Source organism: Candidatus Krumholzibacteriia bacterium (assembly GCA_035649275.1).
Classification (GTDB): Bacteria; Krumholzibacteriota; Krumholzibacteriia.
Map to the genome: position 1 here is coordinate 17,032 of DASRJW010000049.1, position 19,691 is coordinate 36,722.

The 19,691-nt window shown below is 69.2% G+C and carries 17 protein-coding genes and 3 tRNA genes; all 20 read left to right on the top strand.

All coding sequences use genetic code 11. The features are described 5' to 3' along the window. Nucleotides 1–149: 149 nt before the first annotated feature. The gene (locus tag VFE28_04895; GenBank protein HZM15322.1) at nt 150–1,274 is read left to right on the top strand and encodes a HAMP domain-containing sensor histidine kinase; all 1,125 of its coding nucleotides are present in this window, start codon (nt 150–152) and stop codon (nt 1,272–1,274) included. Next, a complete protein-coding gene (locus VFE28_04900) occupies nt 1,252–1,653 on the top strand; it encodes a response regulator (GenBank protein HZM15323.1) in 402 nt (133 codons plus the stop codon). Before VFE28_04895 ends, VFE28_04900 begins: the two co-directional genes overlap by 23 nt. Next, nucleotides 1,650–2,642, top strand: a complete 993-nt coding sequence (locus VFE28_04905; GenBank protein ID HZM15324.1) for a response regulator — start codon at nt 1,650–1,652, stop codon at nt 2,640–2,642. The genes VFE28_04900 and VFE28_04905 overlap by 4 nt, the downstream gene beginning before the upstream one ends. Nucleotides 2,643–2,732: 90 nt before the next feature. Further along, nucleotides 2,733–2,808: transfer RNA gene (locus VFE28_04910), tRNA-Phe, on the top strand. Nucleotides 2,809–2,858: 50 nt separating this feature from the next. Beyond that, nucleotides 2,859–2,934: transfer RNA gene (locus VFE28_04915), tRNA-Thr, on the top strand. 43 nt (nt 2,935–2,977) lie between these two features. Further along, nucleotides 2,978–4,357: a phosphoglucosamine mutase gene (gene glmM, locus VFE28_04920; protein HZM15325.1), complete on the top strand. Its 1,380-nt coding sequence runs from the start codon at nt 2,978–2,980 to the stop codon at nt 4,355–4,357. A gap of 26 nt (nt 4,358–4,383) precedes the next feature. Next, a complete protein-coding gene (gene glmS, locus VFE28_04925) occupies nt 4,384–6,213 on the top strand; it encodes a glutamine--fructose-6-phosphate transaminase (isomerizing) (protein ID HZM15326.1) in 1,830 nt (609 codons plus the stop codon). Nucleotides 6,214–6,215: 2 nt separating this feature from the next. Next, a complete protein-coding gene (locus tag VFE28_04930) occupies nt 6,216–6,596 on the top strand; it encodes a RidA family protein (GenBank protein ID HZM15327.1) in 381 nt (126 codons plus the stop codon). A gap of 77 nt (nt 6,597–6,673) precedes the next feature. Continuing rightward, nucleotides 6,674–6,770, top strand: a tRNA-Sec gene (locus VFE28_04935). A gap of 41 nt (nt 6,771–6,811) precedes the next feature. Beyond that, nucleotides 6,812–7,492, top strand: coding sequence for a DUF5683 domain-containing protein (locus VFE28_04940; protein HZM15328.1), 681 nt, complete (start codon nt 6,812–6,814; stop codon nt 7,490–7,492). Nucleotides 7,493–7,524: 32 nt separating this feature from the next. Continuing rightward, nucleotides 7,525–9,321 carry a translation elongation factor 4 gene (lepA, locus tag VFE28_04945; protein HZM15329.1) on the top strand — a complete coding sequence of 599 codons (1,797 nt, stop codon included), beginning with the start codon at nt 7,525–7,527 and terminating at the stop codon, nt 9,319–9,321. A 38-nt stretch (nt 9,322–9,359) separates the two neighbouring features. Further along, nucleotides 9,360–10,061 carry a signal peptidase I gene (lepB, locus tag VFE28_04950; GenBank protein HZM15330.1) on the top strand — a complete coding sequence of 234 codons (702 nt, stop codon included), beginning with the start codon at nt 9,360–9,362 and terminating at the stop codon, nt 10,059–10,061. 6 nt (nt 10,062–10,067) lie between these two features. Further along, nucleotides 10,068–11,261, top strand: coding sequence for a coproporphyrinogen-III oxidase family protein (locus VFE28_04955; protein ID HZM15331.1), 1,194 nt, complete (start codon nt 10,068–10,070; stop codon nt 11,259–11,261). Nucleotides 11,262–11,296: 35 nt separating this feature from the next. Next, complete coding sequence (hrcA, locus tag VFE28_04960; protein HZM15332.1) at nt 11,297–12,340, top strand: heat-inducible transcriptional repressor HrcA; 1,044 nt, start codon at nt 11,297–11,299, stop codon at nt 12,338–12,340. Next, on the top strand, nt 12,327–12,896 hold the full coding sequence (locus VFE28_04965) for a nucleotide exchange factor GrpE (GenBank protein ID HZM15333.1): 570 nt from the start codon (nt 12,327–12,329) through the stop codon (nt 12,894–12,896). The genes hrcA and VFE28_04965 overlap by 14 nt, the downstream gene beginning before the upstream one ends. A gap of 65 nt (nt 12,897–12,961) precedes the next feature. Then, the gene (gene dnaK, locus VFE28_04970; protein HZM15334.1) at nt 12,962–14,887 is read left to right on the top strand and encodes a molecular chaperone DnaK; all 1,926 of its coding nucleotides are present in this window, start codon (nt 12,962–12,964) and stop codon (nt 14,885–14,887) included. A 6-nt stretch (nt 14,888–14,893) separates the two neighbouring features. Continuing rightward, the gene (dnaJ, locus tag VFE28_04975) at nt 14,894–16,018 is read left to right on the top strand and encodes a molecular chaperone DnaJ (protein HZM15335.1); all 1,125 of its coding nucleotides are present in this window, start codon (nt 14,894–14,896) and stop codon (nt 16,016–16,018) included. Nucleotides 16,019–16,307: 289 nt separating this feature from the next. Then, nucleotides 16,308–16,763 (top strand): GatB/YqeY domain-containing protein, encoded by a 456-nt coding sequence (locus tag VFE28_04980; protein HZM15336.1) that lies wholly within the window; start codon nt 16,308–16,310, stop codon nt 16,761–16,763. Between the two features lie 28 nt (nt 16,764–16,791). Then, nucleotides 16,792–17,310 (top strand): CvpA family protein, encoded by a 519-nt coding sequence (locus tag VFE28_04985; protein ID HZM15337.1) that lies wholly within the window; start codon nt 16,792–16,794, stop codon nt 17,308–17,310. Nucleotides 17,311–17,414: 104 nt separating this feature from the next. After that, nucleotides 17,415–19,691, top strand: a complete 2,277-nt coding sequence (locus tag VFE28_04990) for a Smr/MutS family protein (protein HZM15338.1) — start codon at nt 17,415–17,417, stop codon at nt 19,689–19,691.

The window sequence follows — 19,691 nt, forward strand, 5'->3', positions numbered from 1 at the left end:
CCTTTCCAGCCAAGGCCTGCGGCAAGCTCCATGCATGCAGCGCCGCCTCGGTGCGACGACGGCAACGTCGTGGCTGGCTTGGCGCTTGCTGCGCCGCCCAAGGGATCGAGCCGCTGGAGGCCGTGTTGGAGCGTTGGGTGGATTTGGCCATGGTCGCGCACGAACTGGGCGGGGCCCTGGCGCCGACGCGTAGCGCCGTGCAGCTCCTCGGCGGCAGCGCCGGACTCCATCCCGAACAGGAACGCCTCTTGAGTATCGCCGGCCGCGGCCTGGAGCGCGCGGAACGGGTGCTGCTCAATCTCTCCAGCATCGCGCTCCTGGAAGAAGCGGAGCTGCGGCTGGAACCGGTGGATCTCGCCCTCGTCTTGCGCCGCCTGGTGGACGAGCAGCGCGCCGAAGCGCAGGCCCGGGGCTTGGGCCTGCGTCTCGAGGTGGAGCCAGGCTTGGCGGCGATCCCGCTGGCGCCCTTCGCCTTCGAACAGGTGCTGGTGAACTTGCTGTCGAATGCCCTCAAGTTCACCCCCGCCGAGGGCGAGGTGCGAGTGACCGCTTTGCCGGCCCAGGGGGCGGTGTTGCCGGGGCGGATGCTGTTGCTCGCCGGCGGCTTCGGTTTCAAGCCCATCTTCGTCAAGCTGCGCGTCTCCGACACCGGCGTCGGCCTCGGCGAGGAAACGCGACGCCGGCTCTTCCAGCCGTTCAGTCGCGGCAGCGAAGCGACAGGAGTTCCGGGCATGGGCCTCGGTCTCGCGGTGTCCCAGCGTCTGGCCCGGCGCATGGGCGGCGATCTGCGCGCCGAAACGCCGGCGCGCGGCGCCAGCTTCGTCGTCACCTTGCCGGCGGATCTCCGCACCTCTGGGCTGGTGCAACGGATGGACGCGCTGGTGGCAGCGCTCGCCGCGGCGCTCGCGGCGGCTCCCTGCAGCGTCGCCATCGTGCGCCAGGACCTCGGCCGTGTGACCTCGGGGCCGGCGCTGGAAGAAGGCCTCCGCCGCCGGCTGGGACATCCGGCCTGCCGGGTCGTGGAGCTCTCGGCCACCACCCTCGTGCTCTGGTCGGCGGCGCCGGTGCGCGCCCTCGCCCCGGCTCTCGCCGCGGCGTTGCGGCAACAGGTGCCGCCGGCAGCGGCGGCGCGGCTGCGCCTGGCACTGCGGCGCTTGCCGCAAGGGGCGGCGGCGGATCCGGTGCTGCTGCAGGCGGCGGTGCGCTGCCGCCACGGGCTCACGGCGCTGCCACGCCGCGGGGAGGTGCTGCATGGCCCGCATCCTCGTCGTTGACGACGACGGCGACATCCTCGAAACGCTGCGCTTCGCTTTCGAGCAGGAAGGACACGCGGTGCAGGTGGAAGCCGACGGTCTCGCCGCCCTCCAACGGGCGCGGCAGCAACCCCCGGATCTGGCCCTGCTCGACGTCATGCTGCCCGGTCTGAACGGCTACGAAGTGTCGCGGCGCTTGAAAGCAGAGATGCGCCGCGGGGCGCTGCCGCGCTTCCCGATCCTCATGCTCACCGCCCGGCGAGTCGCTGCCGGCGAGCGTCAGCAGTTCCTGGCTTCCTGGTCCCAGGCCGACCTGACCCTGTGGAAGCCCTACGACCTGGGCTTCCTCCTCTTCCAGGTGCGTGAGGCACTCGCCGCCACCTCCGGAGCCGTCTCATGAGCCGCATCCTCATCGTCGACGACGACCAGGACATCGCCCGCATCCTGCGCTTCCGGCTGCAGAAGAAGGGCTTCGAGTGCGTCCTCGCCGCCAACGGCCTGGAGGCGTTGGAGAAGATCGACACCCATCATCCCGATCTGGTGCTGCTGGACGTGATGATGCCGAAGATGGACGGCTTCACCGCCTGTCGCGAGATCCGCAAGCGCAACGCCTGGTGCCGCATCCCGGTCATCATGCTGACCGCAAAGGGGGACATCGCCGACAAGGTGAGCGGCATCAGCGAGGGTGCCGACGACTACATCGTCAAGCCCTTCGAGTTCGAGGAGCTCCTGGCCCGGGTGCACATGATCCTGCGCCGCACCCAGGAGACGATGAGCGCCAACCCGCTCACCGGCCTGCCGGGCAACAACGTCATCTCCAAGAAGATCGAAGCGGTCCTTGCAGCCGGCACGCCCTTCGCCGCCTGCTACGCCGACCTGGACCACTTCAAGGCGTACAACGACGAATACGGCTTCGAGGCCGGCGACAAGGTCATCAAGTTCCTGGCGGAGATCCTGGTGCGCACCACCCAGGAGCACTCGAAGAGCTCCTTCGTCGGCCACATCGGCGGCGACGACTTCCTCTTCCTCGTGGACCTCGACACTTTCGAGACCTGCTGCGCCACGGTGATCGAGCGCTTCGACACCGGCATCGGCCGCTTCTATCGCGACGAGCACCTGCGCTCGGGCTACCTGGAGAGCATCAACCGCCAAGGACAGCGCGTACGCTTCCCCCTCATGAGCGTCTCCATCGGCGTGGTCACCAACGGACAGCGCGTGGTCGGCGATGCCATGCAGGTGTCGAACCGAGCAGCGGAAATGAAGAAGTACGCCAAGGGTCAAGCCGGCAGCTGTTACCGCGTGGACCGGCGCACCGTAGGCGCCGGCCCGGCGGAGGAAACCGGCAGCGAGCAGGGTGGTGAGGCCGCCAAGGACGCCAGCAACCGCTGATGCCGCCGCCATGGCCGGCACACTGCCGGCAACGCCGCGGCTGCGGACGTTGACACCCTCGGGGGGCCCTCCTATACTGCCCTGCTCGATGCGAAGGTAGCTCAGCTGGTAGAGCAACGGACTGAAAATCCGTGTGTCGGCAGTTCGATTCTGCCCCTTCGCACCAGGCTTCCTCCGCGCACGAGACCGCCGGTCTCGTCCACGTCGGTTCCCGGAGCTGGTGTAGCTCAGCTGGTAGAGCAACGCACTCGTAATGCGTAGGTCCGCGGTTCGATTCCGCGCACCAGCTCCAGCACTTCCCCCCGCCGCGACCCTCCCCCGAGGAAAGGCGCGCCATGCAGCCCCCGTCTCCAGTCCTGATGACCAGCGTTTCCGGCATCCGGGGGATCGTCGGGGCCGGCCTCGACGCCGAAGTGGCCTGCCGCATGGCGGCCGCTTTCGGCACCTGGGCGCCGTCTGGAGCCGTGGTGGTCGGTCGCGACTCGCGCCTCACCGGCCCGATGCTGCTGCATGCGGTGGCCGCCGGGCTCCTCTCCACCGGGCACGACGTCATCGATCTCGGCGTCGCCACCACGCCGACGACGGAGATCATGGTCACCACCCACGGGGCGGCGGGCGGCATCATTCTCACCGCCAGCCACAATCCGGAACCGTGGAACGCGCTCAAGCTGCTCGATCGGGAAGGACTCTTCCTGAGCGCCGAGGCCGGGTCCACGGTGCTCGAGCTGGCGCGGACGGGAAAGGCCCGGCACCGGACCTGGGAAGAGATGGGGGCGCTGCGCGAGGATGGCGCCGCTGCGGAAGTGCACATCCGCTCCATCCTGGAAATGCCTTGGTTGGATCGCGCCCGCATCGGGGCGCGGGAACTCCACGTCGTCATCGACTGCTGCAATGGCGCCGGCGGCGTCGTGGCTCCGGAGCTGCTGCGCCGTCTCGGCGCCCGCGTCACCGAGCTCTACTGCGAGCCCACGGGACGTTTCGGCCGGCGTCCCGAACCGACGCCGGCGCACCTGCAGGAGCTGGGGGAGAGAGTGCGCGCCGAAGAGGCCGACCTCGGCTTCGCCACCGATCCCGACGCCGACCGGCTTAGCGTCGTGACCCACGCCGGCGTTGCGCTCCTCGAGGAGTATACTCTGGTGCTGGCCGCGGACCATTACCTGCGACACCGCCGCGGCCCCGTGGTGGTGAATCTCAGTACGACCCGTGCCATGGACGACCTCTGTGCCCGGCATGGCGTGCCCTTGCACCGCACGCCGGTGGGCGAAGCCAACGTGGTGGCCCAGATGCGCCGCGTCGGCGCCGTCATCGGCGGCGAAGGCAACGGCGGCGTCATCCTGCCGGAGCTGCACCCCGGTCGCGACGCGCTGGTGGGGATGGCGTTGATCCTGCAGTCCCTGGCGGAGACCGGGAGCTCGCTGCAGGAACTGCACGCGGCCTTGCCGCACTATCACATGGTGAAGCGCAGCCTGGAGCTTGCCCGCCCGCTCCAGGATGGGGACATCGTCGAGCTGGCGCGCCGGGAGTTCGGCGGCGCCTTGGACACGCGAGACGGGGTCAAGGTGCAGCTCCCCGAGGGCTGGCTGCACCTGCGCCGCTCGAACACCGAACCCATCGTCCGCGCCATCGCCGAGAGCGAGGACGCGGACCAGGCGGAGACGCTGGTGCAGCGGGCGCTGCGCCAGCTCGGTCAGCACGCACACCTGCGAGGCGCCTGACCCTCGCACGCAAAGGGATGCCGGCCATGTGCGGAATCATTGCCTATATCGGAGACAAACCAGCGCTGCCGATCCTCATGGAGGGTCTGAAGCGCCTGGAGTATCGCGGCTACGACTCGGCGGGGGTGGCCCTCGTCGACGGCAAGCTGCGCATCGAGAAGTGCGTCGGTCGCATCGCCCAGCTGGAAGAGCACGTCGCGCCGCTGGTGCTCCCGGGCAGCCTCGGCATGGCCCACACCCGCTGGGCGACACACGGCGAGCCCACCACCATCAACGCCCACCCGCACACCGACTGCACCGGCAAGCTCGCGGTCATCCACAACGGCATCATCGAGAACTTCGAGTCCCTGAAGCGCAACCTGTTGCATCGCGGTCACACCTTCAAGAGCGAGACCGACACCGAGGTGCTGGCCCACCTGATCGAGGAGTTCTACGACGGCCGGCTGGACGAGGCGGTGCGCGCCGCCCTGGGACGGGTGGAGGGCACCTTCGGCATCGCCGTGCTGCACGCCGACGAGCCCCGCCGCATCGTCGGGGCGCGCAACGGCAGCCCGCTCATCGTGGGCATCGGCGACGGCGAGTACTTCCTGGCCAGCGATGCCAGCGCCATCCTCCGCCACACCCGCCAGGTCATCTATCTCGAGGACCAGGAGATGGTGGCGCTCGGAGACGAAGCGCCGCTGTTCACCAGCGTCGAGGACGGCGCCGAGGAGATCGCCAAGGAGGCCACCGAGATCGAGTGGGACCTGGCGATGATCGAGAAGGGCGGCTACTCGCACTTCATGCTCAAAGAGATCTTCGAGCAGCCGTCGACGATCCGCAACGCCTTCCGCGGCCGTCTCCTGGTGGAAGAAGGCGACGCCAAGCTGGGCGGCCTCAACATGACGCGGGAAGAGCTGCGGGAGGTGAAGCGCGTCGTCCTCATCGGCTGCGGCACCTCCTGGCACGCGGCGCTGCTCGGCGAGTACATGATCGAGGAGGTGGCGCGCATCGGCGTCGAGGTGGAGTACGCCAGCGAGTTCCGCTACCGCAATCCCATCGTCGAGGAGGGCACGATCACCTTCGTGATCTCCCAGTCCGGCGAGACCATCGACACCCTGGCAGCGATGCGCGAAGCGAAGCGCAAGGGCGCCCGCACCCTCGGCATCGTCAACGTCGTCGGCTCCACCATCGCCCGCGAGTCCGACGGCGGCGTCTACATCCATGCCGGTCCGGAGATCGGCGTCGCCTCCACCAAGGCCTTCACTTCCCAGGCCACGGTGCTCGCCATCATCACGCTGCTCCTCGGTCGCTTGCGCAACATGTCGCGCCAGGAGGGCCGGCGCCTGATCGCGGCGCTGGAGGAGCTGCCCGGGCAGATCGAGCAGATCCTCGCCCAGGACGCCGCCATCGAGGAAATCGCCCGGGTCTACCAGCATCACGACAACTTCCTCTATCTCGGGCGCGGCCCGAACTTCCCGGTGGCCCTGGAGGGAGCGCTCAAACTCAAGGAGATCTCCTACGTCCACGCCGAAGGCTATCCGGCGGCGGAGATGAAGCACGGTCCCATCGCTCTCATCGACGAGAACATGCCCGTCGTGGTCATCGCCACCCGCGACAGCGGTTACCGCAAGATCGTCGGCAACGTCGAAGAGGTGAAGGCGCGCAAGGGGCGCATCATCGCGGTGGTGACCGAGGGCGACACCGACATCGTCAAGAAGGCCGACCACACTCTCATCGTGCCGGAAACGCTGAGCCTGCTCACCCCGATCCTGTCGGTGGTGCCCTTGCAGCTCCTGGCCTACCACATCGCCGTGATGCGCGGCTGCGACGTGGACCGGCCGCGCAACCTGGCCAAGTCGGTCACGGTGGAGTAGGGATGCGACGGGTGATCCAAACTCCGCAAGCGCCGGCGGCGATCGGCCCTTACAGTCAGGGTGTGGCGGTGGGTTCGTTCCTGCACACCGCCGGCCAGATCGGCCTCGATCCCGCCACGGGCAAGCTCGTGGGCGGCGGCATCGAGACGGAGACGCGGCGGGCGCTGCAGAACCTCCGTGCCATCGTCGAGGCCGCCGGCGCCCGTCTCGAGGACGTGGTGAAGACGACGGTGTTCCTGACCACGATGGACGATTTCGCCGCCATGAACCGCGTCTACGCCGAGTTCTTCCCGGAGCAACCGCCAGCGCGCAGCACCGTCGCGGTCCTGGCGCTCCCGGCCGGGGCGCGCGTCGAGATCGAAGCCCTGGTGCGCGGCGCGTGAGCCCTGCTCCTTGCCCCGCTCCTCACGCATTCCCTACCATACGCGGACGCCTGCCGCGGGCCTGCGGCGCGGGCGCCGGGAGTGGATGGGTCCTGGTGGGCCTCGAGGGCTTCAAACCCTTTGTCGGGTGCTAATCCCATCCGAGGTGGGTTCGATTCCCACACATTCCCGCCATCTCCGGAGCGATGCCTGTGGGTGGGGTGAGGCGACAGGCGGTGGTGCTCCTGCTTGGACTCCTGCCGGTGGGGCCCGTGGCGGCGCTTTCCACCCCGGCGGCGGTAGAGAGCGCGTCGGTGGGGCAAGCGGCCGCCGCAAGCGACCGCAGGGCGAGCGCCTCGGTGGGAAGCGCCAGCGTGGGAGGGGCGACGACGCCGGGGAGCGGGCCGAGCGGGAAGGCGGCGTGGACGTCCCCGGGACTGCAGCTCGGCCTGCGCGACTGGTTCGGGCGTCCGGCCACGGAACCCGTGGGGCGGCCGTGGCAGCGACAGAAGAATCCCACCGTGGCCATGGTGAGCTCTCTCCTCGTGCCCGGCCTCGGTCAGCTGTACAACGAACGCGAGTTCTGGTCCGTCGTCGCGGCAGGAGTGCACTTCTACTTCCTCGGGGACATCATCGTGGAACAGCGCCTGGCCAACCGCTATCGGACCTTGAAGAACCTGCCGGTGGACCCGAACGACCCGGCCTCGGTGCAGGCGCAGCAGGAAGCGGAGGTCCTCTTCCTCCTCTACCGTGACAACCGCATCCAGAGCACGTGGCTGCTCGGCCTCACCTTGCTGCTCAGCGGCCTGCAGTGCTACGTGGATGCCCATCTGTTCGATTTCGACGCCGGCGCGTCGCTGCAGTTCGTGCCGAGCTTCGGCGCCGTGCAGGGTGGGGCCCTGCGCCTGCGCTTCTAGGACCCATCGCTCGGGGAGACGACACCGCGCGCATGAAAGCACAGAACATCCGCAACTTCTGCATCATCGCCCATGTGGATCATGGCAAGTCCACCTTGGCGGATCGGCTCCTGGAAAGCACCGGGACGCTGTCAGCGAAACAGATGCAGGCGCAGGTGCTGGACTCCATGGATCTGGAGCGCGAGCGCGGCATCACCATCAAGAGCCACGCCGTGCGCATGCAGTACCGCGGACAGGACGGCCAGGACTACGTGCTGCACCTGATCGACACGCCGGGACACGTGGACTTCACCTACGAAGTGTCCCGCAGCCTGGCGGCTTGCGAAGGCGCCATCCTCCTCGTCGACGCCTCGCAAGGGGTCGAAGCCCAGACCCTCGCCAACCTCTATCTCGCCTTGGAGCAGGGGCTCGTGCTCTTGCCGGTGGTGAACAAGATCGACTTACCCGGAGCCCGCGCTGACGAGGTGGTGCAGCAAGTCGTGGAAGTGCTGGGCTGCCGCCCCGAGGAAGTGCTGCGCGTCTCCGCCAAGAGCGGCCTCGGGGTCGAGGCGCTGCTCGAAGCGGTGGTGGCCCGGGTGCCGCCGCCGGCAGGAGAGAACGAGGCGCCGCTGCAAGCCCTCATTTTCGACTCCCTCTTCGATCAGTTCGTCGGCGCCATCGCCTACGTCCGGGTGCGGCAGGGGGTGCTGCGCCGCGGCGAGCGCATCCGCTTCATGTCCTCCGGCCTCGAGTTCGAAGCCCTGGAGGTGGGGCACCTGCGGCTGGAGCGCCTTCCGCGTGAAGCCCTCGGCGCCGGCGAGGTGGGCTACGTGGTCCCGGGGGCCAAGAACGTCGCCGACACCCGCGTCGGCGACACCATCACTACGGTGGCGCGGCCGGCGGCGGCGGCACTCCCGGGCTACCGGGCCGTCAAACCCATGGTCTACAGCGGTCTTTATCCGATGGACTCGGAGAACACCACGGAGCTGCGGGAATCGCTGGAGAAGCTGAAGCTGAACGATGCGGCGTTGCACTTCGAGCCCGAAACCTCCGTGGCTCTGGGATTCGGTTTCCGCTGCGGTTTCCTGGGGCTGCTGCACATGGAGATCGTGCAGGAGCGCCTGGAACGGGAGTACGGCATGCGCTTGCTCTGCACCACCCCCAACGTGGAGTACGAGGTCGTCACCGGGAAGGGGGAGCGCCTGCAGGTGGACAATCCCGCCCGCCTGCCCCCGGTCCAGGAGATCGAGCGCATCGAGGAGCCCTTTGTCCGGGCGGAGATCCTGCTGCCGGCGGAGTTTCTGGGGCCGGTGCTGCAGCTGGCGCAGGAACGCCGGGGGCTGCACCGGGGTATGCACTACCTGGACCGAGAGCGGGTGGAGCTGGTCTACGAGCTGCCGCTGGCGGAGATCCTCTTCGACTTCTACGACAAGTTGAAGTCCTTGAGCCGCGGTTATGCCAGCTTCGACTACGACTATCTGGAACACCGCCCGGCGGACCTGGTCAAGCTGGACATCGCGCTCAACGGCGACCGCGTGGACGCCCTTTCGGTCATCCTGCACCGCGACAAGGCCTACACCTGGGGACGGGAGATGGCGGAGAAGCTGAAGGAGCTCATCCCCCGCCAGCTCTTCGAAGTCCAGGTCCAGGCGTGCATCGGCTCCCGCGTCATCGCCCGGACCACGATCTCGGCGCTCAGGAAGAACGTCACCGCCAAGTGCTACGGCGGCGACATCACCCGCAAGCGCAAGCTGCTGGAGAAGCAGCGGGAGGGCAAGCGGCGGATGAAGCGGGTGGGCAACGTCGAGGTCCCACAAGAAGCCTTCCTGGCGGTGCTGCGGGTGCGGTAACCTGGAGGGCACGGCCGCGCCTGGATCAAGGAGCGCTCATGCCGAGGGAGGAAAAGACGATGCGGGCGATGGAAGCGGACCGGCCGGCACGCGGGCTGGAGGCCAAGGCGGCGGGCCGCACGGCGCGCAGCCGTTCCAAGTTCCGGGAATACGCCGAAGCCATCGTCGTCGCCGTGGCGCTGGCGCTCTTCTTTCGTCAGTTCGTCGTCCAGGCCTTCCGCATTCCCTCGAGCTCCATGGAGAGCACTCTTCTGGTGGGGGATTTCCTCTTCGTGAACAAGTTCCTCTACGGAGCGCAGATCCCTTTCACCAGCTGGCGCCTGCCCGCCATCCGCCAGCCCCGCACTGGGGACATCATCGTCTTCAAGTCGCCGACCGATGGGCGGGATTTCATCAAGCGTTGCGTGGCCGTGGCCGGCGACACCGTGGAGATGCGCGGCAAGGTGCTGTGGGTGAACGGCAAGAGGCGGGACGAACCGTTCACGCAGCACACCGATCGCGGCATGCTGCTGGCGTCGCAGGCGCCGCGGGACTGGATGGGGCCGCTCGTCATTCCGCCCGGTCACATCTTCATGCTCGGTGACAACCGGGACAACTCCCACGACAGCCGCTTCTGGGGACCCCTCCCGGTGGGGCGGGTGCGCGGCAAGGCGATGTTCATCTACTTCTCCATCGACACCGCTCGGGGCTTCGTGCCCCCCCATCTGCGCTTCACCCGCTTCGGCGATCTCATCCGCTGAAGCGCCATGCGGGCCGCCACGGCGAAGGACGTCCACTTCGGCGTCTACGTGCACCTCCCGTTCTGCCGCGTGCAGTGTCCCTACTGCACCTTCTTCACCGTGCCGCGGCCGGAGAGGCGCGAGGTCTTCGCCCGTTTCCTCGCCGGCGTCCGGCGTGAGTGGTCGCTCCGCGTCGGTCCCCGTCTCCAAAGCGGCGACCGCCTGCGCACTCTCTATCTCGGCGGCGGGACGCCGAGCGACGTCCCGCCGGATCTCCTCGCCGACTTCCTCGCCGCCCTCGTCGCCGAGCTTCCTGGCGGCCTCGGCGAGCTCGAAGAGACCACGGTGGAGTGCAATCCGGAGTCGGTGACTGCAGAGACGCTGGCGCGTCTCCGCGCCCAGGGCGTGGACCGGATCAGCCTGGGCGTGCAGGCTTTGCACCCCGACGACCTGCGCCGCCTCGGCCGGGCGGCGGAGGTCGAGCAGGTGCTCGCCTCGATCGACGCCGTCGCCGCGCGCTTCGAGCGCTGGAGCGCCGACCTCATCCTCGGAATCCCCGGCTCGAGTCGGGCGCGACTCCGTCACAGCCTCACCGTTCTGCAGCAGGCCGGGGCGCCGCACCTCTCCTTTTATTGTCTCGAGCTGCCGGCCTCGCGCGCCGGCGCGCTCGGCACCCCGTGGGGGGAGGAACGCCTGGCGAGGACCTACGAGTTCGTCTCCGCCTGGCTCGAGCAACGAGGCTACGAGCACTACGAGATCTCCAGCGCGGCGCGACCCGGAGAGAGGGCGCGACACAATGGGGCCTACTGGGAGAGGCTGGACTACGTGGGCCTCGGACCTGGAGCGCACTCTTTCGCGGCCAGCGTGCGGCAGGCGAACAGGCCCGATCTGAACGCCTACCTCGAGGCGCTGGAGCAGGGCGGGTTGCCCCCTGCCGCGCGGGAAGTCCTCACTCCCGCCGCGGTGCGGCGGGAAGAAGTCCTCCTCGGTCTCCGGCGGCGGGAGGGGGTGGCTTGGGCGGTCGACGGTCTGGAGGCGGCGCGAGACTTCCTCCAGGACCTGGTTCGAGAGGGCCTGGGGCGCTTCGAGGGTCCCCGTTTCCGCCTCACCACGAGAGGCTGGATGGTATCGGATTCGATTGTTTCACAGCTACTTACGTACATGGAAGGGGTGGCTCCCCGGGTTGACAAGCCGCCGCCGGCGCCGCTACATTCGACCTAGCAGTCGACACCTGAGAGTGCTAACGAGGGGTGGAGATGCAGCTCACGGAACGAGAACGCACCGTGCTCGCGGCGCTGGTGGAACTCTTCGTCCGCGACGCCGGTCCGGTGAGCTCGGGGCACCTGCAAGAGATCATCGGCCTCGGGGTCTCGAGCGCCACGATCCGCAACGTCCTGCAGCGGCTGGAGGAGAAGGGTCTCCTGCACCAGCCGCACACCTCGGCGGGCCGCGTCCCCACGCGCGACGGCTATCGGGTGTACGTGGAGAGTTTCTGCCGCCCGGCTCGCCTGCCCGCCACCTGGGTGCGCCGCATCCACGAGGAGCTGCTGCCGGCCGGGGCGCAGCCGCCGGTGCAGGAAGTGCTCGCCAAGGTGTCTCAGCTCCTGGCGGCGCTGTCGAGCAACGTCGGCTTCGGCGTCGCGGTGGAGGATCATCATAGCGCCCGAGTGCAGCGCATCGAGATGGTGCAGCTGGAGCACGCCCGTCTCCTCGTCCTCGTCACCCTGGACGACGGCATGGTGCGCACCTGTCTCGCGCCCCTCGAGCGCCGCTATCCCGATCTCACCTTGGCGCTCGCCGAGCACCTGCTTCACGACATCGTCCGCGGTTGCACGCCCGGGGAGGCGCGGCGAAGGCTGGACGTGGCGCTCGCCCAGCACACCGGGGACGCCGGCACCATCGCCCGAGTGGTGGCGCGGGAGAAGGAGAAGCTCTTCGAGGAACGCGCCGTCCCCACCGTGCGTCTCGAGGGGGCGACGCAGATCATCGGGCAACCGGAGTTCCAGGATCCCGAGAACCTACGCCTCCTCGTCAAGGTTCTCGATCATCCCGAGCGCTTGGGACAGGGACTGCCGGGAGCGGGCACGACGATCACCATCGGTGTCGCCACCGACGTCGAGGAGCTGCCGTTCAGCATAGTCTCCGCCGCCATGCAGCTCGGCGGCTGGGAAGGTCAGGTGGGCATCCTCGGGCCCATGCGCATGCGCTACGCTCTCGCCCTCGCTCTGGTCCAGAGCGTGGTGGAGACGCTGAGCGGCGTCGAACCGCGACCCGAGGGAGGTCCGCGTGAGAGAGCCTGAGCCGGCGCCGTCCACCCCGGCGGCGGAAGAACTCCGGGACGCTTCGGAGCAGGCCGAGGATCTGCCGCCGGTGGACGAGGCGACCGCGCTCCGCGCGGCGCTCGAAGCGCTGCAACGGCAGCACGAGGAAGTCGTCCAGGAGCGCCAAGCGCTCCACGACCGCTACCTCCGCCTGGCGGCGGAGTTCGACAACTTCCGCAAGCGCAATGCGCGGGAATGGCAAGAGCAGCGCCAGCGTGCGGCGGCGGAGGTGCTGCGCGCGGTGCTCGAGATCGCCGACAATCTGGAGCGCGCTCTGCAAGCGCCGGCGGCGGACGCGCAGGGATTGCGGGGCGGAGTCGAGCTCATTCGGCAGCAGCTGCAGGCGTTGTTGCAGCGCTTCGGCATCGCCTGCATCGAGGCCAAAGGGTTGCCCTTCGATCCGGCCCGGCACGAAGCGGTCCTGCTCGTGGAGTCGGAGGGCGTGGAGAGCCAGCACGTCGTGGACGTGGTGCAGCAGGGCTACACTTTGCACGGCGAGATTTTGCGTCCGGCGCGCGTCACCGTGTCGCGCTGAGCGGCGCCGGAGGCGGAGAAGAACACTCGCTGCGGGGACGACCCGCCGCGTAAGGAGGCAAGCACATGGGACGTGTCATCGGTATCGATCTCGGCACGACGAATTCCTGCGTCGCCGTCATGGAGGGCGGCCAGCCCGTCGTCATTCCCAATCCCGAAGGGATGCGCACCACGCCTTCGGTGGTGGGCTTCACCAAGAGCGGCGAGCGCCTGGTCGGCCTGGTGGCCAAGCGCCAGGCGATCACCAATCCGGAGAACACGGTGTTCTCGGTGAAGCGTCTCATGGGGCGGCGCCTGGAGGAGTTGCCCGCCGACCTGCGCCAGCGCCTGCCCTTCAAGCTCGTCGCCGGTGAGGGCGGCAACGCGGCGATCGAGATTCGCGGGCAAACCTACACGCCCCAGCAGATCTCCGCTTTCATCCTCCAGACCATGCGCGAAGCGGCCGAGGCCTACCTGGGCGAGAAGGTCACCGAGGCGGTGATCACCGTGCCGGCGTACTTCAACGACCAGCAGCGCCAGGCCACACGCGACGCCGGTCGCATCGCCGGCCTCGAGGTGAAGCGCATCGTCAACGAGCCCACCGCCGCGGCCCTGGCCTATGGCCTGGACAAGAAGAAGGAGGAGACCGTCGCGGTGTACGACCTCGGCGGCGGCACCTTCGACATCTCCATCCTGGAGCTGGGAGAGGGCGTCTTCGAGGTGAAATCCACCAACGGCGACACCCTGCTCGGGGGCGACGATTTCGACCAACGGCTCATGGAGTACATCGCCGAGGACTTCCGCAAGCAGCACGGCATCGACCTGCGCCAGGACAAGATGGCGCTGCAACGCCTGAAGGAAGCGGCGGAAAAGGCCAAGATGGACCTGTCCGGCGTGCTGGAGACCAACATCAATCTGCCCTTCATCAGCGCCGATGCGAGCGGCGCCAAGCACCTGGACATGACGCTCACCCGGGCCAAGCTCGAACAGCTCACCGCGGACCTGGTGGAACGCACCATCCGGCCGTGCCGGCAGGCGCTGGCGGACGCCAAGAAGGAAACCAAGGACATCCACGAGGTCATCCTGGTGGGCGGTGCCACCCGCATGCCCTCGGTGCAGGAGGCGGTGCGCCGGCTCTTCGGCAAGGAGCCCCACCGGGGTGTCAACCCCGACGAGGTGGTGGCGGTGGGCGCCGCCATCCAGGCCGCCGTGCTCACCGGGGAGACGAAGGAGGTCCTGCTCCTCGACGTCACCCCGCTGTCGCTCGGGATCGAGACCCTGGGTGGGGTGATGACGCCGCTCATCCAGCGCAACACCACGATCCCGACGCGGAAGAGCGAGATCTTCTCCACCGCCGCCGACAACCAGCCGGCGGTGACGGTGCACGTGTTGCAGGGGGAACGCCCCATGTCCGGGGACAACCGCACCCTCGGGCGCTTCGATCTCTCCGACATTCCGCCGGCGCCCCGCGGCATCCCGCGCATCGAGGTCACCTTCGACATCGACGCCAACGGCATCGTCCACGTCTCCGCCAAGGATCTGGGCACGGGCAAGGAGCAGCGCATCCTCATCCAGAACCCCGGCAGTCTCAGCGAAGCGGAGATCCAGCGCATGGTGAAGGACGCCGAGGCGCACAAGGAAGCCGACCAGCGCCGGCGCACGGTGGTGGAAGCGCGGAACGAAGCAGAGGGGCGCCTCCACGAGCTGGAGAAGTCTCTGCTCGAGCACGGCGACAAGGTCTCTGCCGAAACCCGGCGGGAGATCGAGACGGCCATGGAGGACGTGAAGCGCGTCCGCGGCGGCGAGGATGCGGCCGCCATCAAGAGCGCCGTGGAGAAGCTGATGCAGAAGGCGGCCAAGCTCGGCGAGGAAGTCTACAAAGCCAGCGGGACGGGTGCGGCGCCGGGAGCCACTCCCGGTGGCGGCAGCGCTGGCGGCGCCAAGCCGGACACCGATGGCGGTACGGTGGAAGCGGACTACGAAGTGGTCGATGACGACAAGGACAAGTCGTAAGGATCGATGACGAAACCGGACTACTACGAGCAGCTGGGGGTGTCGCGGGACGCCTCGGCCGAGGACATCAAGAAGGCCTACCGCCGCCAGGCGTTGCAGTACCACCCGGATCGGAATCCAGGGGACGCCGCGGCGGAGGCGCAATTCAAGGCGGCCACCGAGGCCTACCAGGTGCTCTCGGATGCGGAGAAGCGCTCGAGCTACGATCGCTTCGGCGAGGCCGGCGTCAAGGGGCAGCACGGGTACACCGACGTCAACGAGGCGCTGCGCGATTTCATGCGTAACTTCGGCGGCTTCGGCACCGTCTTCGACGATCTCTTCGAATTCGGCGGCGGCAGCCAGGTGCGGCGCGGCGTGCGCCAGGGTCGCAACCTGCAGGCCCACGTCCAGCTCACCCTGCAGGAGATCGCCACAGGGACGACGAAGAAGCTGCGCATCCGCCACCGGGTGCACTGCACCGCCTGCGGCGGCTCCGGGGCCCGGGCCGGCTCGGCGCCGAGCACCTGCCGGCAGTGTGGCGGCCGCGGCCAGGTGCAGCGCGTCACCCGCTCCTTCCTCGGCAACATGATGACTGTGACCGAGTGCTCCGCTTGCGGCGGCAGCGGGCAGACCATCACGGACCCGTGTCCGCAGTGCAGCGGCGAGGGCCTGGAGAGCACCGAGGAGACCTTCTCGGTGCGCGTACCCGCCGGCGTCGCCACGGGAAACTACATCCCTCTCCGCGGCCAGGGTGACGGCGGTCCGAACGGTGGCCCGGCGGGGGACGTCTACGTCGTCATCGACGAGAAGGAAGATCCGATCTTCCAGCGCGTCGGCGACGACATCATCACCGATGTCTTCGTCTCCTATCCCCAGGCCGTGCTCGGCGCCAAGATCGAGGTGCCGACGCTGGACGCCAAGGCGGTCCTCACCATCCCGCCCGGAACCCAGTCGCACCGGATCTTCCGCCTGCGCGACAAGGGCATCGGGCACCTGCACGGGAGCGGGCGCGGCGATCAGCTGGTGCGCGTCATCGTGCACACGCCGGAGAAGGCTTCCAAAGAAGAGCGCCGGCTCCTGGAGCAGCTCCAAGAACTGCCGAACTCCACCCTCCCACCGCCGCGCAAAGGCCACTACGGCGTCGAGGGCTGACGCGGCTGGCGCGCTCGGCGCCGCCGTGCGTCTCGGCTCGGCGGACGCTCCTCGCGCGCGCTCCGGCGCGCTCGTCGCTCGACACGAGCGCGGCTCGGGCCTCCTGCCCTCGCTACGCGCTCGTGACGCCGCCGCGCCGAGACGCACGGCGGCGCCGGGGCGCGATGACGCGAGAGCCTTCCAGACTCGATGCAGTGCGGGGTTGCGCGCGCTCTGTGGCTGCGCTTGACGCCTTCTGCAAGCGCCCCTAGGGTTCCATGGGCTGCAGGGGTCCGCCGCGGAGGACATCTTGGCCGGTCTTCTCGAACGACTCGATACCGATCTCAAAGCAGCGATGCGTGCCCGGGATGCGGAGCGCACCAGTGTGCTCCGCATGTTGCTGGCGCGCGTCAAGGAGAAGCAGGTCGAGGGAGATGTGCGCAGCACCTTGACCGAAGCGCAGGTGGAGCAAGTGTTCGCCGCCTTCGCCAAGCAGCGGCGCGAAGCCGCCGAAGCTTTCGCCCAGGCGGGACGGGCCGATCTGGCGGCGAAGGAAACGCGGGAGCGGGAGATCGTGCTCGGCTATCTGCCCCAGCCCATGGAGACGGCGGCGCTGCGCGCGGTGGTGCAGGAGGTCATCGCCGAGACCGGGGCGAGCACGGCGCGGGATCTCGGCAAGGTGATGGGCGCGGTCATGCAGCGCGTGCGTGGCCGCGCCGACGGCGCCGCGGTGCAAGCGCTGGTGCGCGAACTCCTGGGTGCCTGAGCCCGGGGCGCGAGTGAGGAGGTGCGGTGTGGTCTGGGTGGATTACGCGATCCTGGCTGGCCTCTTGCTGGCGGCCATCTTCGGCTTCCGCCGCGGTCTGCTGCGCCAGGCAGTGGAGCTGGCGGGGCTCGTCGGCGGTGTGTTCCTGGCCCTCTACCTGACCGGGGGTCTGGTGCAGGATTATGCTGGTCCGGCGGCACATTGGCGCATTACGCCGACCCTCGTGTTCCTCACCATCGTGGGCGTGAGCCTGCTGGTGGCCCAGGTCATCGGCAAGGTGGCCGCCGAGGTGGTGGAGGTCACTCTCTTCGGTTGGTTCGATCAGGTCGGCGGCGCTCTCGCAGGAGTAGGCAAAGGTGCACTGTGGCTGAGCATCATGATCACGATGGTGGTGCACCTGAACGTGAGCCCCAGCCTGAGCGACGAGCTGAAGCAATCGAAGCTGGGGCCGCCGCTGGCGAGCCTGCTTCCCGCGGCCTTCGAGGTGGTCCGCACCTACGCCAAGGGCGTGGATCTACAGGAGCCCTTCCAGGCCGCGACGCGCTGACCCCCGCCGCGCCTCCGGCTCCCGTCTTTCTTCCCTGTCCCCTCGATCCCGAGGGGCATGCGCGGCGCGTCCTCGAGTTCGACAAGCTCCTCGAGCGCTTCGTAGTGGAAGCGCAGAGCCCGGGCGGCGCCGACCGCTTGCGCCAGCTTCTCCCCGCCGTCCTGCCCGAGGAAGTGGAACGCCGCCAAGGGCTGCTCGGCGAGGTGCGCCGGGCCCTGGACGCCGGTCTGGAGAACTGGCCCCTGGCGGGCACCGGGGCTCTGCGGCCCTGGCTCAAGCAGTCGCGCCGGGCCGGCGCCAGGCTCGAAGCGCCCGAGCTCCTGCAGGTGGCGGAGACCCTGCGGGCGGCGCGGGCCATGCGCGCCTTCCTCGACGCCCACACGGCGGAGTTGCCCCAACTCCTCGCCGCGACCGCGGCGCTGCAGGCCCACCCGGCGCTCCTCGCTGCGATCGATGCCGCCATTCTCCCCACCGGCGAGCTTGCCGACGCCGCCTCGCCGGAGCTCGCGCGTCTCCGCCGGCAGCTCGGTGTGCAGCGCGAGGCGGTCCTGCAAGCGCTGGAGAAGCACCTGGCGCGCAGCCGCGGCGACGCCGAGGCCTATGTCACCGTGCGCGGCGAGCGCTTCGTCATCCCGGTGCGCGCCGACTCCGGCGGCGTGCGCGGCATCGTGCACGATCGTTCCGCTACCGGAGCCACGCTCTTCGTCGAACCTCTCGATGTGGTGGAGGCGAACAACGAGCTGCAGGCGCTGCGGGATCGCGAAGCCCGCGAGGTGCTGCGCATCCTTGCCGATCTCACCGCCCGCCTGGGCCAGGAGAGTGACGCTGTGCTCGCGAGCCTGGAAGCGTTGGAACACCTCGATGCGTTGCACGCCGCGGCGCGCGTCGCCCGGAGCATGGAGGCGGCGGCACCGCGGCGTGGGGTCGCCTTGCGCCTGCGCGCCGCCCGGCATCCGCTGTTGCAAGCCCAACTGCGCCAGCGGGGCCGTGACGTCGTGCCCCTCGATCTCGACCTCGGTGGCGCCGGCGCTCTCGTCCTCACCGGTCCCAACACGGGCGGCAAGACGGTGGCGCTGAAAACGGTGGGGTTGCTCGTGCTCATGCATCAGTCGGGCTTGCAAGTGCCGGCGCACCCGGATTCGGAGCTTCCGGTCTTCGCGCGTCTCGTCGCCGACATCGGCGACGAGCAGTCCATCGAGGCCGCCGAGAGCACCTTCAGCTCCCATCTGCGCCATGTGCGGCAGGCTCTCGAAGCGCCCGCGCACGGCTTGCTGGCGCTCCTCGACGAGTTCATGGCCGGGACCGATCCCGAAGAGGGGGCGGCACTGGCGATGGCCGTCCTCCGCCACCTGGTGGCGCAGCAAGCGACGACGCTGGTGACGACCCATCTCGGCGCCCTCAAGCTCTTCGCCCACACCGAGCCCGGCATCGCCAACGCCGCGATGGTGTTCGATGCGGCGCGCAGCACCCCACTCTTCCGCCTCGAACCGGGCGTGCCAGGGAGCAGCAACGCCCTGGCCACGGCCGAGCGCCTCGGTTTTCCTCCCGGCTTGGTGGCGGCGGCGCAGCGCGAGCGCGGCGCCGACTCGGCGCGTCTCGAGACCGTACTGCGCGCCCTCGAAGCCGAGCGCGCCGGGTTGGAAACGGCGCGCCGCGCCGCGGAGCAGGCGGAGGCAGAAGCGCGGCGGCTGCGCGAGGAGCTGGCGGTCGCCCTGGCCGAATTGGCGCAACGGCGCGCCAAGGATCTGGCGGCAGCACGCCGAGAGTTGCAAGCGCTCCTCGAGTCCGCGCGAGCGCAGGTAGAGAACACGATCCGCGACCTTCGCGCTTCGCCCGCGGGCCGTGACGACATCCGCACCGCCCGCGACGCCCTGCAGGAGCTCGCGGCGCGCTTGCCCGAGCCGGAGCCAGCGCCGGCGCCGCCGGCCGGGCCGTTGCAACCGGGCGATACGGTGTGGATCCGCCCCCTGGGCTCCGAGGGCCGCCTCGAGGAGCTGCTCGGCGATCGGGCGGTGGTGCGCTACGGTCCGGCCGCGGTCACCGTATCGCTGCAGGATCTCGAGCTCCGCCGCCGGGCGGCCGAGAAGCCGGCGGCGCCCGGGTGGGGCGGCTACGTCGTGCAGGAGGCGACGCAGGCGGCGGCACTGGAGCTCGACCTCCGCGGCTTCGAGCGTGCCGAGGCGGTGGCGGCTTTGGACCAGTTCCTCGACCGCGCGGTCCTGCAGGGCCTGCCCTCGGTCCGCATCGTGCATGGCAAGGGCACCGGTGTGCTCCGCCGCGCCGTGCAGGAGCATCTCGCCTCGCACCCCGCCGTGGCGGCGCACCGCTTGGGCGAGCACGGCGAGGGTGGCGCCGGTGTTACCATCGCGGAGCTGCATTAG

Bases quoted from the DNA above. Each gene is read 5' to 3' on its own strand.
- hrcA (HZM15332.1), top strand. From the start codon at position 11,297: ATGCAGCTCACGGAACGAGAACGCACCGTGCTCGCGGCGCTGGTGGAA.
- glmM (HZM15325.1), top strand. From the start codon at position 2,978: ATGCAGCCCCCGTCTCCAGTCCTGATGACCAGCGTTTCCGGCATCCGG.
- VFE28_04895 (HZM15322.1), top strand. From the start codon at position 150: ATGGTCGCGCACGAACTGGGCGGGGCCCTGGCGCCGACGCGTAGCGCC.
- VFE28_04955 (HZM15331.1), top strand. From the start codon at position 10,068: ATGCGGGCCGCCACGGCGAAGGACGTCCACTTCGGCGTCTACGTGCAC.
- dnaK (HZM15334.1), top strand. From the start codon at position 12,962: ATGGGACGTGTCATCGGTATCGATCTCGGCACGACGAATTCCTGCGTC.
- VFE28_04900 (HZM15323.1), top strand. From the start codon at position 1,252: ATGGCCCGCATCCTCGTCGTTGACGACGACGGCGACATCCTCGAAACG.
- lepB (HZM15330.1), top strand. From the start codon at position 9,360: ATGCCGAGGGAGGAAAAGACGATGCGGGCGATGGAAGCGGACCGGCCG.
- VFE28_04930 (HZM15327.1), top strand. From the start codon at position 6,216: ATGCGACGGGTGATCCAAACTCCGCAAGCGCCGGCGGCGATCGGCCCT.
- VFE28_04905 (HZM15324.1), top strand. From the start codon at position 1,650: ATGAGCCGCATCCTCATCGTCGACGACGACCAGGACATCGCCCGCATC.
- dnaJ (HZM15335.1), top strand. From the start codon at position 14,894: ATGACGAAACCGGACTACTACGAGCAGCTGGGGGTGTCGCGGGACGCC.
- glmS (HZM15326.1), top strand. From the start codon at position 4,384: ATGTGCGGAATCATTGCCTATATCGGAGACAAACCAGCGCTGCCGATC.
- lepA (HZM15329.1), top strand. From the start codon at position 7,525: ATGAAAGCACAGAACATCCGCAACTTCTGCATCATCGCCCATGTGGAT.